This is a genomic window from Kiloniellales bacterium (assembly GCA_030066685.1).
Taxonomy (GTDB): Bacteria; Pseudomonadota; Alphaproteobacteria; order Kiloniellales; family JAKSBE01; genus JAKSBE01.
Window position 1 is genome coordinate 41,798 of sequence record JASJBF010000037.1, and the last position, 16,011, is coordinate 57,808.

Sequence of the window (16,011 nt, forward strand, 5' to 3'; positions counted from 1 at the left end):
CAATTCTAGCGGCAGCTGACCCCTTTCGAAGATCCTGGGGACATCGCCGTGTCGTGCGGAGTCACCCGCGCCCAAAGGCCGCGCTGGTGACCTCTGCGGTCCGCTTCCGGTAGGCCTGCATCGCGGCTCTGGCGAGAAGCTCCCGCGCCCAGCGGTGCGAGCGCCCGGTCTGCTTTCTCGGATGCCAGATCAGCGACATGGAGATCGCTTCGAGCGGAATGGGCAGTTCGTGAACCGAAAACTCCTCGCCAAGGCGAGAGGCCATCCCTCTCGGGAAGAGCGAGACCAGGTCCGTTACGGCGACGACGGCGGGCACGGCGTTGTAGCTGGTGACCGTCAGGCGAATGTCGCGGATTTGATCCTGCGCCTCGAACGCCCGGTCGACGCGGCTCCTGCCTTCTGTCCCGGTCGGCGTAACCCGCAAATGCGCGCAGGCCGATAGAGCTTCCTTGGTGAAGGGCTCCCTATCCATGGGATGGCCCCGTCGCATGACGCAGACGAAGTCCTCCTCGAACAGCTTTCGCATGCGCAGGGCTGGCGGGGCCAGAAACGCCGGCAGTATGGCGAAGTCCAGGCTCCCTTCATCGAGTGAATGCGCCAGCCGGTCGAGGGCGAGCGGTTGCATGAACAGCCGCGTCCGTGGGGCTTCCTCCGCCAAGATGCGCATGACGCTCGGCAAGAGGACCGAGTGGGTGAAATCGGAGGCCTCGATCCGCAGCTCCAGCTCGTCGGTGGCGGGATCGAAGGCTGCGGTCTCGCGCTCGAGCGCCTCCACCGTGGCAATGATCTTCCTGGCCTCGACGAGGACCTCCTCGGCCCGTTCGGTGGTCGCCAGGCCGCCGCCGGAGCGAACGAAGAGGGGATCGTCGAAGGCCTCTCGGATCTTGCGCAGCGTCGCGCTCATCGCCGGCTGCGTGATATGCAGGCGCCGCGCCGCGCGCGTGACGCTGCGCTCCTCCGCGATAGTCACCAGGGCCTTGAGCAGCCGGAGTTCAAGCATACAAGATCATTTATGCTATGTATTAAGACTATGGATTTTGTTTATATACCGATCCGTGTGACCTTCAACCCGCACCGGGAGCAACTCGACCGGTGGCGCTAGGATCAACACGGAGCGAGAGGTCTTCTCATGCCCTACCCGAAACCGACGCTGATCGCACTGATCGGGGCAACGATGCTGTTCAACGGCCCGCCGGCCTCCGCGGAGACTGCGGAAAAGCTGACCGGACAGCAGGTCGAGGGCTATCTCAAGGGCAACACCGTCTATGTCGACATCGTGCCGGACGGGCCCTTCGGCAAAGGCGGACTGTCACCTTTCTACTACGGACACGACGGGCGCTTCGCGGCCCGCATGCCGAACGGCCGGATCTCCGGCAGCTGGAAGCTGTCGGACACCGCCAGCTACTGCATCGACATCGTCGAGCACGGCAAGACCTATTGCACGGACGTCTTCAAGACCCCGACGGCGATCGAGCACCACAGCGTCGGGCTGAAGACCCTGATGGGGCCGGTCAGACGGATCGTGCCCGGAAACGACGCCGATCTTTAGGGCGTTCGGGGGCAGTTTGCTTGTCTGCGGCCCAGCGTCGGCCGGCGAGGGCCTGCGGTCTTCGAGTTCCGTGGAGGCAGGGCAGTGGGCGAGAGCCTGGGCCGCGATCGTATCGGAGTCCGGAAAAGCTACTCTGTTCCCGCATTTCCAAACGGCTAGGTTTCTGGACTGCACGCCGTGACTCAGCCACGGGGTGCAGCCCAAACCCTGACCCCGTCGCCCGTTGCACCCACTGCCATCCAGGCGCCTATCTTGCCACGCTTGGCATGACCCGTGTTGCTTCAGACCTCGGTGCTCATGCCGAGGTTCGGCCGAGCCTCGCTGACACCCTCGCACCCAATCGACGGGCTCATTGGACCTCATTCCAGGAATTGAAACGCCCTGTCCCGTCTTCCGATGTTTGCCTTTTTTTGGGTTGTTTGCTCCTTGGCGTGTGAGAACCTGATTTCTGCCTGACGACTTTGGGGGTATATCCGGAGTACGTTGGACAAGGTGCCCTGGCCCAACTGGCGGCGGGTGGCCGGTCCGTCGAGAGGGTGGAGCTTGGAGAGGACCAAAGATGGCGAAAGAAGCAGCACGCATCCTGCTGCGGGCGAAGGCCGATGCGGCCCCGCGAAGTCGTACCGGCATTGCCAGGAGCCAAGCGACCGGAAAAATCTGGCTGGGCCGACTTGTCGGAGCGGTGGCATTGTCGCTCGTGGCGACCTCCTGCACCGCCCCGGGTTCCGATGAGTTTGCGCCGGTATACCTCGAGGGCGCAGACGGCGGGTTGCAGGCGCAGATCATCGGGCGTCGTGACGGTGGCTTCTTCGGCGAAAGCGCCGCCAGCACGCCGCCCGCCTACCACGCGGAGCGCCGATGGCTCTATGTCATCGCCTTGCCGCGCCTGTCCATCGAAGTGCTCGATATCAGCGATCCGACCCGCCCCCGGCTGGTCAATCGGATTGGCTATCTCCGGTTCGTGCAAGCCTTGCTCTTCGATCCCTCTCGCCGCGCCGAAGCCGAGCGCGTGCAGCGCCTCGACGAGCCGACGCGCAACATAGAGCTACCGCGGCTTATCGGAGAGATTAAGGGCGTTGCCTTCGCCGACGGCGTCCTCGCGGTGGCGTTCAAGGCCCTGCAGGAAAACGAACGCGGGCGCGTGCTGTTCCTCGACGAGTTCGGCGCCCCCATCGCCGACCCGGTGTCGGTCGGCATCGATCCGGATGCGATCGCCTTCTCGCCGGACGGGCGGAAACTCGTGGTCGCCAACACCGCTACCGGCGAGGAAGGCGACGACCCCAAGGGCAGCATCAGCATCGTCACCGTGGATCGCGACGCGGGCGGTCAGGTGACGACGGATGTTCGCCAGATCGGTTTCGAGCGGTTCGACGGCCAGGCGGCTCAACTGCGCAGCGAGGGGGTCCGCATCTACACGCCCGGATCCACCGTCGCACAAGACCTCGAGCCGGAGTCGGTGGCGATCTCGCCCGACGGTTCGACGGCCTATATCGGTTTCGTTCGCAACAATGCCTTCGCGACCGTCGATCTGACCCTCGAAACGGTGGTCGACATTCACGGCTTGGGCACGCGCGACTTCAACGTCGCGGGGCAAGGGATCGATGCCAGCGACCAGGATGGCGAGATCGCCATCCGGCCCTGGCCGGTGTCGGGCTATTTCTCGCCCGATGGTATCGGCGTCCTGCCGACCGGCGGTGCGCTCCATGTGGTGACCGCGAACGAGGGCGACCCCCGCGACTTCGAGGATGCCCGGGTTGCGGGCTTGACGCTCGATCCCACCGCCTTCCCGGATGCCGCCGACCTGCAGCGACCGGAGAACCTGGGCCGGCTGCGGATCACCCGCGTCGAGGGCGATCCGGACGGCGACGGCGACTACGACCGGCTTTTCACCCTGGGCACCCGTTCCTTCGCCATCTGGAGCCGCGACGGCCGGCTTGTCTTCGACAGCGGTGACGACTTCGAGCAAAGGACCGCCGAGGCCGTTCCGGCCTTCTTCAACACGCCCGACGACGTCAACCGCTTTGACGGGCGCAGCCCTGATCGCGGGCCGGAGCCGGAGCCCCTTGCGGTCGGTAAAGTCGGCGATCGCTGGTACGCCTTCGTCGGCTTCGAGCGGATCGGCGGGATCATCGCCTACGATGTCACCGAGCCCACGGCGCCACGCTTCGCCTTCTACCTCAACAACCGCGACTTCACCGTCGATCCGGCCGCCGTCTGCCAGCGCGACACCGTGAAGACGCCGGAATGCGCCGCGGTCGGCGATCTCGAGCCCGAGGCCTTGGGTTTCATTCCGGCCGAGCAGAGCCCGAACGGGGCCGCCTTGCTGGTCGCAACCCACGAGCAGACGGACAGCGTCCTCCTGCTCCAACTCGACCCCAAGTGAGGAACCTGACGGCGAGCCTCAACCCCTGTCCGGTGCTCCCGCCAGACCTCGGCCGAGAGCATCCCCGGTCAGATCCCTCGCCATCGAGCTCGACGATGCCTTCGCCATTGCCGAGGCAATCGACGTCTGAACCCTGGGACGGAGCGGATACGCTCCGCTCATCCCGCTACCGCGACGGTGCAGCCAAGAGCCGTCACTCAACACGGACCTGCTCAAGCAACAATGGATGACCGCCTGGCCAAAGAGGCCACCAGCTCCAAACACAAAGTGCGAAATACTCTAGACGCTACCTACTGGCCTCGAGATTCGTCTGCGAGACTGCATATTCTGTCCCCTAAATTCTGAGAATGCATGTACTATCCCTGAAATTCCTTGCTAGCCTGAGCCGTGATTTGTGGAGCATCTGATGCAGCTATGGGAAGACCTTAAGGAACGCAGGGGCCAGGCGATTGCCGAGATTTGTTCCCTGCAGCAAGCCGAATCCCAGGATTTAGAGTTCAAGCAAAAGAGTGATGTAAGTAATCCAATATTGAATAAGGACGACAAAAGAAATCTTGGGAGGTCTTTGTCTGGCTTTAGCAACGCAACTGGTGGAGTCTTAATCTGGGGTGTCGAAACCGGAAAGAGTTCGGATGACGAATCGCTTGCAAAAAGCCCCAAACCAATTTTCAGCTATGATAGATTCGCGAGGAATCTTAGTGCGCTGATTCCGGAGTACCTATCGCCGCCAAACCTGTCAATTGAAATTCTGCCAATCGAGTCCGCCGCTAATGATGGGTCAGGATTTGTCGCAATCCGAGTCGAAGCGTCGGATAAACGCCCTCATATGAGCCTAGCACCGGGACACAATACCTACTTCTTGCGTGTTGGCGATGTGACGCATCCGATGGTCGATTTCCAAGTTCGAGATATGTTGCGAATTCAGACGGCGCCGGTTCTCAAAATGGGATACCTTTTTGAGAAGACGAGCATTTCTGGAGCTGTTCATGGGGCCGAGCTTATTTTGACAGTTGCGAACGAAAGCGACATTTCGGCAAATCATCCTTACCTTCTAGTTCTAGAACGTGGTGGAGCAGTAGGATCCTCCAAGGCCAAGCTGAATTTTGAGCGAATTGAACCTGCGGACCGATCGACTTTGTGCTACCATGCTATTAATCAGTGTATCTTGCATCCAGGAATTGAATTAAGAGCTGTGGCCTTCTTGGGGATTCGGTTTCAGAAATCGAATTCCGGCGTTTATTTCCGATCAGACAAAGAAGGTAATGCGGTGAAATCAGAGATTTATATCAAGGCCGCTGTAGGCTGTGAGCACACTAGAGCGAGAGAGGTTGAGCTGCGCATTGACAGTAAAGAAATGGAGTTGATCGCCATGAGAACAGTTGAGGATTGGGGATATCTTGGGAAAAAGAGGTTCTAGAATTCCCGACAGAAAGAGAAACGTCATAATCCAAGGGTTCGCCACTTAGAAGCGCTGGACGAGACAACGCGTCTCCAATGATCTAAGTTCGTTTAACTATCACGCTGGCGAACCGGCCCGCAGATCGAGTGCCAAGCATGCGGCGGCGTTCTCTCCTAATAGCTCGCTGGTGTTATCAATTCAACCCCGCCTCACCACCGCCACCCCGTACTCCTGCCCCGCGTCTTCCAGCCAGTGCCAGAGGTATTCGGCGAAGGAGCGGAGGACGTAGAGGTCGTAGGCGGGTTCCTCGGAGGTCTGGTGGAGCAGGCCGCTGGTCTTGGCGAGCTGGCTCTGGGCGCAGGCGCCGGGCGCGAAGACGCGGGGGTGGAGGTCGAGGGGGCAGGCCTTGGCGAGGAGGTCGCGGGCCCGGGGGCCGGAGACCTCGATGCAGCTCCGGCTCTCGCCGACCTCGGTGACCGCGGCGTGGAGGCCGGCCAGGGTGGTGCGCAGGCGGGCGGCGTGATCGGCCGCGGGCTCGGCGGTGACGATCCACCATTCGTCGGGGCCGAGCCAGAAGGCGGTGGTCTTGCCCTGGGTCGCCGTGGTGTTGGGGGCGAGCGGCAGCGCGAGGCCGAGGGCGCCCTCGACGGCGGCCAGGACGGCGGCGTCCTCGGGGTTGCCGCGCAGGTTGACGATGGCGCGGAACGGCTTCTCGGCCAGGGCGACGCCGGCCTCGCCGCGCTCGGGACGGGCGCGGCCGTCGAGGCCGAGCTGCGCCAGGGCGCTCTGGCGGATCATCAGGTCAGCCACGGAGCCGCTCCCCGGTCGGATCGAAGAAGACCGGCTCGGTCACCTTGCAGGCCAGGGTCTTGCCCTCCAGCGGGGCGTGGACCGTATGGCCGATCCGGGCCCGGCCGCCTTTCACCAGGGCCAGCGCGATGGAGCGGCCGATGTTGGGGCTGTGATAGCTGGAGGAGACGTGGCCGATCATGGCCATGGGCGGCTGCGCCTGCGGGTGCTCGACCAGCTGCGCGCCTTCGGGCAGGACCTCGTCGATGTCCTCGGTCAGGAGGCCGACCAGCTGCTTGCGGTCGGGCTTGTCCATGTCGGCGCGGGTCAGCGAGCGCTTGCCGATGAAGTCCTTCTTCTTGGAGACGATCCAGTCCATGCCCAGGTCGTGCGGGTTGATCGAGCCGTCGGTCTCCTGGCCGACGATGATGTAGCCCTTCTCGGCGCGCAGCACGTGCATGGCCTCGGTGCCGAAGGGGGTGATGTCGTAGGTCGCGCCGGCGGTCATGATCGCCTGCCAGAGGGCGAGGCCGCGGCTCGCCGGGACGTTGATCTCGTAGCCGGCCTCGCCGGTGAAGGAGACCCGGAAGATCCGCGCCGGGATGCCGCCGACCTCGGTCTCGGCCAGGCTCATGTGGGGCAGGGCGTTGGGCGAGAGGTCGAGGTCGGTGAAGCCTGAGAGCAGGCGCTGGGCGTTAGGGCCGGAGAGCGAGAGGGTGGCGAACTGCTCGGTGACGCTGGTCAGGTAGACCTCGAGCTCCGGCCACTCGGTCTGCAGCCACTCCTCGAGGTGGGCCAGGACCGGGGCGGCGTTGCCGGTGGTCGTGGTCATCAGGAAGTGGTGCTCGCCCAGGCGCGCGGTGACGCCGTCGTCCATCACCATGCCGTCCTCGCCCAGCATCAGGCCGTAGCGGCAGCGGCCGACCTCCAGCTTGCTCCAGGCGTTGGTGTAGACCCGGTTCAGGAACTCGGCGGCGTCGGGGCCCTGGATGTCGATCTTGCCCAGGGTCGAGGCGTCGAGGATGCCGATCGAGCGGCGGCAGGCCAGGACCTCGCGCTCGACCGCGGCGTGGAGGTCCTCGCCGTCGCGCGGGTAGTACCAGGGCCGTTTCCACTGGCCGACGTCCTCGAAGACCGCGCCGGCCTGCTCGTGCCAGGGATGGATCGGAGTCTTGCGGACCGGGTCGAGCAGGTCGTCGAGGTCGCGCCCAGCGTAGGCGCCGAAGCTGACCGGGGTGTAGGGCGGCCGGAAGGTGGTGACCCCGACCGAGGGGACGGGCACGCCGAAGTGCTCGGCGACGATGCCGATGGCGTTGACGTTGCCGGTCTTGCCCTGGTCGGTGCCCATGCCGGTGGTGGTGTAGCGCTTGACGTGCTCGATCGAGCGGTAGCCCTCGCGCAGGGCCAGCTTGAGGTCGGCGGCGGTGACGTCGTTCTGCAGGTCGACGAAGGCCTTGCCGCCCTGGCCCGGGGGCTTGTCGGCCAGGGCCTTGTCGGGGGGCAGGCGCCAGATCCAGCGGCCGAGCAGGGGCCCCTGTTCGCCCGCCTTGGGCTGCTTGCGCCGGCCGCCCTTGGCCTTGAAGCCGGCCGCAGCGGCGGCCTTTGTTCCCGCCTCGGCGCCCTGCTTCAGGCAGGACTGCAGGCCGAAGGCGCCGTTGCAGGCGCCGGCGCAGAGCACCGCCTGGCGGGCCTCGTCGGGGACGAAGCAGGCCAGGTCCGGGTCCCACGTCAGGCTGCCCTTGGCCTGGGAGAAGAGATTGACCGTCGGGTTCCAGCCGCCGGCGACGGCCAGCAGGTCGCAGTCCAGCCGCTCGGCCTCGCCGAGCACGGCGTCGCCGGACTCGTTCAGGGTGGCGATCTTGACCGCGCTGACGCGGTTGCGGCCCTCGGTGCCGACGATGGTCTGGCCGGCCAGGACCGGCAGGCGCGCGGCCTCGGCCGCCTCGCTCAGCGGGCCCTCGGGCTCCGCCCGAAGGTCGACGATGCCGGCGATCTCGACCCCGGCCGCTCGCAGGTCGAGGGCGGCGCCGTAGCCGGAGTCGTTGTTGGCGAAGACCACGGCGCGCGTGCCCGGGCGGACGCCGTAGCGCCGGACGTAGGTCCGGCAGGCGCCGGCCAGCAGGATGCCCGGGCGGTCGTTGTCGGCGAAGACCAGGGGCCGCTCGATGGCGCCGGTCGCCAGCACCACCTGCTTGGCGCGCAGCTTCCACAGGCGGTGGCGCGGCAGCTCCTCCGGCGGATCGCCAAGGTGGTCGGTGACCCGCTCGAAGAGCGCCAGGTAGCCGTGGTCGTAGAAGGAGCTGACCGTGGTCCGGGTCAGGATCCGCACCTCGTCGTTCTGCTCCAGCTCGGCCAGGGCGGCGGCGACCCAGTCCAGGGCCGGCTTGCCGTCGATCTCCTCGGCGAGGCCGAGCAGGGCGCCGCCGGGCTCGGGCTGCTCGTCGGCCAGGACCACCCGGGCCCCGGCGCGGGCGGCGGCCAGGGCCGCGGCCAGGCCGGCCGGGCCGGCGCCGACCACCAGGACGTCGCAGTGGGCGTGGGTCTTGTCGTAGCGGTCCGGGTCGCGGCCCTCGGGCGCCTTGCCCAGGCCGGCGGCCCGGCGGATGACGTACTCGTAGCGCTCCCAGAGGCCGGCCGGCCACATGAAGGTCTTGTAGTAGAAGCCGGCCGGGATCAGCCGCGAAGCCAGGTTGTTGACCACCCCGACGTCGAACTCCAGGTTCGGCCAGCGGTTCTGGGAGCGGGCCTCCAGGCCCTCCAAGATCTCGGCCTGGGTGGCGCGGATGTTAGGCTCGCTGCGCGCGCCGCGGCCGAGCTGGACCAGGGCGTTGGGCTCCTCGACCCCGGCGGAGAAGATGCCGCGCGGCCGGTGGTACTTGAAGCTGCGGCCGACCAGGTGGACGCCGTTGGCGAGCAGCGCCGAGGCCAGGGTGTCGCCGCGATAGCCCTGGTAGCTCCTGCCGTCGAAGCGGAAGCTGACCGGCTTCGCGCGGTCGATGCGGCCCCCCTCGGGCAGGCGGAAGTCCTGTGCCATCCGGGGCGCCTCAGATGTATTTCGTGTTGTCGAGCTTGGGCGGCTTCTCGCCCATGCGGTAGACCGCCAGGATCCGGTAGGTGACCGTGTCGCGGGCGAGGTTGAACCAGCGCCGGCAGCCCTGGCTGTGGCACCAGCGCTCGAGCAGCACGCCCTTGACGTTGGACCTCATGAAGACGTAGTCGCCCCAGTCCTCGTCGGAGAGCTTCTCCGGCTTCTTGGGCCGGGCGATGTGCGCCTCGCCGCCGTAACCGAACTCGGTCTCGTCGCGCGGGCCGCACCAGGGGCAGTCGATCAGGAGCATGCCGTCGTCTCTCTCAGTGCGCCACGGCGGCGGCGCCGTGCTCGTCGATCAGGAAGCCGCTGTGGAAGCGGTCCAGCGCGAAGGGCGCGTTGAGCGCGTGGGGCTCGTCGCGGGCGATGGTGTGGGCGAAGACGTGGCCGGAGCCGGGGGTCGCCTTGAAGCCGCCGGTGCCCCAGCCGCAGTTGATGTAGAGACCCTCGACCGGAGTCTTGGAGAGGATCGGGCTGGCGTCGGGGCAGACGTCGACGATGCCGCCCCAGTTGCGCAGCATGCGCATCCGCCGGAACATGGGGAAGAGCTCGCAGATCGCCGCCAGGGTCTCTTCGGTCACCGCGATGCCGCCGCGCTGACCGTAGCCGACGTAGTGGTCGACGCCGGCGCCGATCACCAGTTCGCCCTTGTCGGACTGGGAGATGTAGGCGTGCACGGCGTTGGACATGACCACGGTGTCGAGCACCGGCTTGACCGGCTCGGAGACCAGGGCCTGGAGCGGCAGGCTCTGCACCGGCAGGCGGAAGCCGGCCTGCTCGGCCAGCACGCTGGAATGGCCGGCGACCACAAGGCCGACCTTTGCGGCCTCGATCCGGCCCTTGCCGGTGCGCAGCGCCTGGATCTTGCCGTTGGAGATGTCGAAGCCCTCGACCGGGCACTCCTGGATGATGTCGATTCCGCGGGCGTCGGCGGCCCGGGCATAGCCCCAGGCGACCGCGTCGTGGCGGGCGGTGCCGCCGCGGCGCTGCAGCGAGGCGCCCAGGACCGGGTAGCGGCCGTCGCTGCGCAGGTCGATGATCGGGCAGAAGGCCTTGATCTGGGCCGGGCTCAGGAACTCGGAGTCGATGCCGTTCAAGCGGTTGGCGCTGACCCGGCGGTTCAGCTCGCGCAGGTCGTGCTGGTTGTGGGCCAGGTTCATCACCCCGCGCTGGCTGAACATGACGTTGTAGTTCAGGTCCTGGGACAGGCCCTCCCAGAGCTTGAGCGCGTGCTCGTAGAGCCGGGCGCTCTCGTCCCAGAGGTAGTTGGAGCGCACGATGGTGGTGTTGCGGCCGGTGTTGCCGCCGCCCAGCCAGCCGCGCTCGATCACCGCGACGTCGGTGATGCCGTGCTCCTTGGCCAGGTAGTAGGCGGTCGCCAGGCCGTGGCCGCCGCCGCCGACGATGACCACCTCGTAGGACGGCTTGGGCTCCGGGCTGCGCCAGGCCTCCGGCCAGTCCTCGTGGTAGCTGGCCGCGTTGCGCAGCAGGCTGAAGATCGAATAGCGCGGCGTCATGGATCTCCCCGGCAGTGCGCTGCGGCGCCTATCCTGGCACAGGGCGCCGCGTTTTCAATAGTTTCCAAGGAGCCGGGACGACCTGTGAAGGCTTGGGGATGAGCCTTTTGCCGGCCGGCGGCTAGCGGGGCAACGCCCACAATTTTTCATTTCGCGACACCGGGCGATTTATGCCAGAGTGGCCGCAAAAGGCGAAGAAAAGACGCCGGGTTTCGGCGCGGGGAATGGGAAAGCATGCTGGCCGCACCACCGCGAGAGCTGCCACACCGGATCGGCTTCCTGCTGATTCCGCAGTTCTCGATGATCTCCTTTTCGACGGCGGTGGAGCCGCTGCGCTTGGCCAACCGGCAATCGGGCAGGGACCTCTACGCCTGGGAGCTCTTCTCCCCGGACGGTCAGCCGGTGACCGCCTCCAACGGGATCGAGATCCGGGTCCGGGGCGGGCTGGAGGCGGCCAGCGCCCTGCCGGTGATCGTGGTCTGCGCCGGGATCGATGTCCACCGCTTCGACAACAAGGCGGTCCTGTCCTGGCTGCGCCGGATGGACCGCAAGGGCAGCGACATCGGCGCCGTCTGCACGGCCAGCCACATCCTGGCCCGGGCCGGCCTGCTCGACGGCTTCCGCTGCACCATCCACTGGGAGAACCTGGCGAGCTTCGCCGAGGACTTTCCCAACATCGAGGTCAGCTCCGAGATCTTCGAGATCGACCGCAACCGCTTCACCTGCGCCGGCGGCACGGCGCCGCTGGACTTGATGCTGAACATGATCTCGCTGCAGCACGGCCACGAGCTGGCGGCCAGCGTCGCCGACCAGTTCATGCACGAGCGGATCCGCGACCAGCACGACCACCAGCGGATCTCGCTGCCGGCGCGCCTGGGCGTGCGCCATCCCAAGCTGCTGACCGTGATCGAGATGATGGAGCAGAACCTGGAGGAGCCCCTGTCCCGCGGCGAGTTGGCGCGGGCGGCCCGGCTCTCGACCCGGCAGCTCGAGCGGCTGTTCCGCAAGTACCTGAGCCGCTCGCCGGCCCGCTACTATCTCGAGCTGAGGCTGAACCGGGCCCGCCTGCTGCTGCTGCAGACCAACATGTCGGTGATCGACGTGGCGCTGGCCTGCGGCTTCGTATCAGCCTCCCACTTCTCCAAGTGCTACCGCGACTTCTTCGGCCACACGCCGCGCAAGGAGCGCGGCCTGCCGCTCGCCGGCAGCGGCGCCGGCAACAACCGGGTCGTGGCTGCGATTTAGTCGACCGGCGCGCGGTCCGAGGCCGCCAGTCTGTGATCCATTCTCCAGCTGTCCGGGACGGGCTGGGCTCGTTGCTGTGCGATTGAGGCTCGGAGGGCCGCTCCAAACGCCTCCTCCCCCTTGATGGGGGAGGATCAAGGAGGGGGTGGCGGCCGGTAGGCCGCAAGGATCCCGCCCAATCATATATATGGAGCCGACTTCACCCCCCACCCCGACCCTCCCCCACAAGGGGGGAGGGAGCTTCATGTCAGGTCTTGGGATTGGTGGTACCCATCGGCGTCGGTCAGTAGTTCATCTTCGGTTCGCGGGCGAAGAGGCGGCGGACCATGGGCTCGAAGGCCGCCAGGGGCAGGGTGTCGTAGTCCGGGTCGAAGGAGGTCTGGTCCCAGCGCTCGCAGAAGGCGGCGGTGATCTCGAAGCAGGGATGGCCGCGGAAGCTCTCGCGGGCGTCCCGGTCCAGGCCGAAGTGGTGGAAGTAGTAGTAGCCCTGGAAGATGCCGTGGTGGAGGACCAGCCAGTGGTTCGCCTCGCCGACGTAGGGCCGCAGGACGGCGGCGGCGAGCTGGCTGTGATTCTCCGGCGCCAGGACGTCGCCGATGTCGTGGAGCAGGGCGACCACCACGGTCTCCTCGTCGGCCCCGTCTCGCAGGGCGCGGGTCGCGGTCTGCAGCGAATGCTGGTAGCGGTCGATGCGGTAGCCGAACTTCGGCCCCGCCATCGCCTTGAGCATGCCGAGCACGCTGTCGGCGAGGGTTGCCCGCGTGTGGGCGCGGAGCAGGCCGTCGACCAGGGCATAGTCCTCGGCCGTGCCCTGGTCCATGCGGGTGAAGCTGACGCTGTCCATGGCTGCCCTCCTGAAGGACCCCCGGCCCCGGTCGCGGTCCGGGCTTATTCGTTCCGTTCGGCCCTGCCTGCGGCCCAGTCCCCGGCGGCCAGGGCGTAGACGAAGATCCGGCCCTTGGCGGCGACCCGATCGTGGTCGAGCCGAAAGCCGAGTGCCCTCATGATCCGGTGTGAGGCCGCGTTGCGCTCCTCCACCACCGACATCACCGCTCCGAGAGCGAAGCGGTCGAAGCCCTGGTCGAGGACCGCCGCGATCGCCTCGCGCGCCAGGCCTCGGCCCCAGTAGCGGCGCAGCAGGGCGTAGCGCAGGAAGGGCTCGGGCCGCTCCGACATCGAAAAGAAGCCGCATTCTCCGACGAAGTCGCCGGTCGACTTCAGGCTCAGCGCGTAGAGGCCGCGCCCCTCGCGCGCCCAGTTGGCCAGGTGGCCGGCGAAGACCTCCTTCGCCTGGACCCGGTCCAGGCACCCCAGCTTGGTGTGGCGGGTGACCTCCGGATCGCCGTAGAGCGTCACCGCCGCCTCCAGGTGCTCCGGGACGTAGGGGTCCAGCAACAGGCGCTCCGTCTCAATCCGAGTCACGGCCTGCCCCTTGCTCGCAGGGGGACGAAGGGGAGGGCGGCTGCGTAACGCAAGTCATCACGTGCCGAAGTATGCAACAGGCCTCAGGGAGACGACAGGATGACGAGTCGCAGCAAACGTGTGGTGACGATCTTCGGAGCCTTCGGCCTAGCCCTGGTGTTGTCGGGCTGTCACTACCATCACCTCCGTCACCACCGCCACCACCACGGCCACGGTTTCGACCAGGGGCACCACGGTCACGGCGGCGCATACCACGGCCACTACAAGAAAATGCATCACGACGACGACTGAGGATCCGGCGCGCAGTGCCCGGTCCCCCTTCAGGCCCCGTTGCGCCGACGGCGCCGGCGGCGGCCCTCGGCCGGTGCCGCCACCGCCTTGGCGGCGCGCGGTGCGGGCAGCTTCACCGCCTCGGCGAGCTTGGGGAAGGCCGCGGTGGAATGCGGAATGCCCATGGCCTCGACGAAGTGGGCCTGGAACTGCGGCTCGACCGCGGTCTCGACCTTCTCGACCCCGCGCACGATGCGCTGGATCTCGTCGCGGGCGGTCTGGTTCAGGAGCGCGATCCGGGCCCCGGTGCCGGCGGCGTTGCCGGCCGCGTAGACGTGCGCAAGGTCGCAGTCCGGGATCAGGCCCAGGATCATGGCGTACTTGACGTCGATGTGGCTGCCGAAGGCGCCGGCCAGGACGATGCGGTCGACCCGGTCGATGCCCAGGCGGTCCATCAGCAGGCGCGCGCCGGCGTAGAGCGCCGCCTTGGCGAGCTGGATCGCGCGGACGTCGTTCTGGGTGATGCGGATCTCCGGCTCGCCGGCGTGCAGCAGGTAGGAGAAGGTCCGTCCGTCGGCCTCGACCCGGCTGCTGCGCGCCCGGGCGGCGCCGTCGATGGTGCCGTCGCCGGTCAGGATCCCGGCCAGGTACATCTCGGCCAGGACCTCGATGATGCCGGAGCCGCAGATGCCGGTGACCCCGGTCGCCGCCGTCTCCGCCTCGAAGCCGTCCTCGTCTGACCAGAGCTCGCTGCCGATGATTCGGAAGCGCGGCTCCAGGGTTTCGGGGTCGATGCGGACCCGCTCGATGGCCCCCGGCGCGGCGCGCTGCCCGCCGGAGATCTGGGCGCCCTCGAAGGCCGGGCCGGTCGGCGAGGAGGCGGCCAGCAGGCGCTCCTTGTTGCCGAGGACGATCTCGGCGTTGGTGCCGACGTCGACGATCAGGCTGATCTCATCGCGCTGCTGGGGACTCTCGGAAAGGATCACCCCGGCGGTGTCGGCGCCGACGTGCCCGGCGATGCAGGGCAGGATGTAGACCCGCGCGTCCTCGTTCATGACCAGGCCGAGCTCGCTGGCCCAGAGGGTCATGCCGCTGTTTGTCGCGAGCGCGAAGGGCGCGCCGCCGAGCTCGGTCGGATCGATGCCGAGCAGCAGGTGGTGCATGATCGGGTTGCCGACGAAGGTCGCGTTGAGGATCTCCTCGACCGCGATCCCGGCCTCCGCGGCGACCTCGGCGATCAGCCGCTTGATGCCCGTGCGGACCGCGGCGGTCAGCTCGGCGTCGCCGCCCGGGTGCATCATGACGTAGGAGACCCGGCTCATCAGGTCCTCGCCAAAACGGATCTGCGGGTTCATCACCCCGCCCGAGGCGACGACCTCGCCGGTCGAGAGGTTGCAGAGGTGGGCGGCGATGGTGGTCGAGCCGACGTCGACCGCCAGGCCGTAGGCGCGGTCGTGGAAGCCCGGCCAGATCGCGGTGATGCGCTGGCCGCGGTGGACCGCGACGGTGACCTTCCAGTGCCCCTCGCGCAATGCCTTTTGAAGCCGCTGGAGGGTGTGCAGGTCGCACTCCTCCAGGCCGGTCAGGCCCCACTGCTCGGCCAGGGCCTTGAGCAGACGCTCCAGGTCGCCGGTCGGCTGGTGCATGTCGGGCTCTTCGACCTCGACGTAGTGGAGGCGCATCGCCGGGTCGAGCTGGATGTCGCGGACCTCGGCGCGCTTACGCACGACCTGCTTGTGGACCTGGCTTTCCGGCGGCACGTCCACGACCGCGTCGCCGGCCAGGCAGGCCTGGCAGGACAGGCGGCGCCCCGGCTGCAGGCCGCGCTTCCCGGCGTAGCGCGCCTCGACCTCGTTGAAGGCGGTCAGGTGCCCGGCCTTGCTGACAAGGCCGTGCTTGGCGAAGTCGCCCTCCGCGACCTCAATCTGGCAGCGGCCGCAGAGGCCGCGGCCGCCGCAGACGGAATCGATGTCGACGCCGAGCGCGCGGGCCGCCTTGAGCAGGGGGGTCCCGGCCGGGAAGCGGCCGCGGCGGCCGGACGGCGTAAAGACGACGCGGCTGTCCGCCTCGCTCATGCCTGCCTGCCTGGCCGGTCGCGGGTTGAAATCATGAGTCCGGCCAGAGGCCGTGGTTGCCGTCTTGGCGCTGCGGCAGGCCGTCGGCGATCTCGTAGTAGTCGCCCTTGTCGCCAACGAAGATGTGGGCTGCGGTCTCCAGCCCGTTTCCGTCGTCGAGCGTGCCGGCCATGATCGAGACATGGGCCGCGCCGTCGCGCTGCCAGAAGAGGTTGGCGCCGCAGCTGCGGCAGAAGCCGCGCCGCGCCGTCTCCGAGGAGCGGTACCAGCTCAG

14 protein-coding genes are annotated in these 16,011 nt (G+C 67.3%); 5 read left to right on the forward strand and 9 right to left on the reverse strand.

Features of this window, described 5'->3' with window-relative positions; translation table 11 throughout:
* Nucleotides 1-61: 61 nt before the first annotated feature.
* On the reverse strand, nt 62-1,000 hold the full coding sequence (locus QNJ30_21140; GenBank protein MDJ0945960.1) for a LysR family transcriptional regulator: 939 nt from the start codon (nt 998-1,000) through the stop codon (nt 62-64).
* Nucleotides 1,001-1,129: 129 nt separating this feature from the next.
* On the opposite strand from QNJ30_21140, the gene QNJ30_21145 reads away from it, so the two are divergent.
* The 3 genes from QNJ30_21145 (at nt 1,130) to QNJ30_21155 (ending at nt 5,349) form a co-directional block, all read left to right on the forward strand.
* Nucleotides 1,130-1,549: a hypothetical protein gene (locus QNJ30_21145; GenBank protein ID MDJ0945961.1), complete on the forward strand. Its 420-nt coding sequence runs from the start codon at nt 1,130-1,132 to the stop codon at nt 1,547-1,549.
* A 559-nt stretch (nt 1,550-2,108) separates the two neighbouring features.
* Nucleotides 2,109-3,932, forward strand: coding sequence for a choice-of-anchor I family protein (locus tag QNJ30_21150; GenBank protein MDJ0945962.1), 1,824 nt, complete (start codon nt 2,109-2,111; stop codon nt 3,930-3,932).
* Nucleotides 3,933-4,338: 406 nt separating this feature from the next.
* Nucleotides 4,339-5,349, forward strand: coding sequence for an ATP-binding protein (locus tag QNJ30_21155; GenBank protein MDJ0945963.1), 1,011 nt, complete (start codon nt 4,339-4,341; stop codon nt 5,347-5,349).
* A 180-nt stretch (nt 5,350-5,529) separates the two neighbouring features.
* On the opposite strand, the gene QNJ30_21160 is transcribed toward QNJ30_21155, so the two are convergent.
* From QNJ30_21160 to QNJ30_21175, 4 genes are read right to left on the reverse strand one after another with little or no spacing between them, the layout of a single operon-like run.
* Complete coding sequence (locus QNJ30_21160; protein MDJ0945964.1) at nt 5,530-6,141, reverse strand: sarcosine oxidase subunit gamma family protein; 612 nt, start codon at nt 6,139-6,141, stop codon at nt 5,530-5,532.
* Complete coding sequence (locus QNJ30_21165) at nt 6,134-9,154, reverse strand: sarcosine oxidase subunit alpha family protein (GenBank protein MDJ0945965.1); 3,021 nt, start codon at nt 9,152-9,154, stop codon at nt 6,134-6,136. Before QNJ30_21165 ends, QNJ30_21160 begins: the two co-directional genes overlap by 8 nt.
* 10 nt (nt 9,155-9,164) lie before the next feature.
* Entirely contained in the window at nt 9,165-9,458 is a 294-nt protein-coding gene (locus QNJ30_21170) for a sarcosine oxidase subunit delta (protein ID MDJ0945966.1), read from the reverse strand.
* Nucleotides 9,459-9,471: 13 nt separating this feature from the next.
* Nucleotides 9,472-10,725 carry a sarcosine oxidase subunit beta family protein gene (locus tag QNJ30_21175; protein MDJ0945967.1) on the reverse strand — a complete coding sequence of 418 codons (1,254 nt, stop codon included), beginning with the start codon at nt 10,723-10,725 and terminating at the stop codon, nt 9,472-9,474.
* 234 nt (nt 10,726-10,959) lie between these two features.
* Here QNJ30_21175 and QNJ30_21180 point away from each other — a divergent pair, with 234 nt between their 5' ends.
* Nucleotides 10,960-11,970: a GlxA family transcriptional regulator gene (locus QNJ30_21180; protein MDJ0945968.1), complete on the forward strand. Its 1,011-nt coding sequence runs from the start codon at nt 10,960-10,962 to the stop codon at nt 11,968-11,970.
* A 283-nt stretch (nt 11,971-12,253) separates the two neighbouring features.
* On the opposite strand, the gene QNJ30_21185 is transcribed toward QNJ30_21180, so the two are convergent.
* Nucleotides 12,254-12,814: an HD domain-containing protein gene (locus QNJ30_21185; protein ID MDJ0945969.1), complete on the reverse strand. Its 561-nt coding sequence runs from the start codon at nt 12,812-12,814 to the stop codon at nt 12,254-12,256.
* 44 nt (nt 12,815-12,858) lie between these two features.
* Nucleotides 12,859-13,392, reverse strand: a complete 534-nt coding sequence (locus tag QNJ30_21190) for a GNAT family N-acetyltransferase (GenBank protein MDJ0945970.1) — start codon at nt 13,390-13,392, stop codon at nt 12,859-12,861.
* Between the two features lie 123 nt (nt 13,393-13,515).
* Between QNJ30_21190 and QNJ30_21195 the strand changes: the two genes are divergently transcribed.
* A complete protein-coding gene (locus QNJ30_21195; GenBank protein MDJ0945971.1) occupies nt 13,516-13,683 on the forward strand; it encodes a hypothetical protein in 168 nt (55 codons plus the stop codon).
* Nucleotides 13,684-13,712: 29 nt separating this feature from the next.
* On the opposite strand, the gene QNJ30_21200 is transcribed toward QNJ30_21195, so the two are convergent.
* Nucleotides 13,713-15,737 carry an ASKHA domain-containing protein gene (locus tag QNJ30_21200; protein ID MDJ0945972.1) on the reverse strand — a complete coding sequence of 675 codons (2,025 nt, stop codon included), beginning with the start codon at nt 15,735-15,737 and terminating at the stop codon, nt 13,713-13,715.
* Nucleotides 15,738-15,768: 31 nt separating this feature from the next.
* Nucleotides 15,769-16,011 (reverse strand): GFA family protein (locus QNJ30_21205; GenBank protein ID MDJ0945973.1); only part of this gene is annotated, 243 nt, incomplete at its 5' end.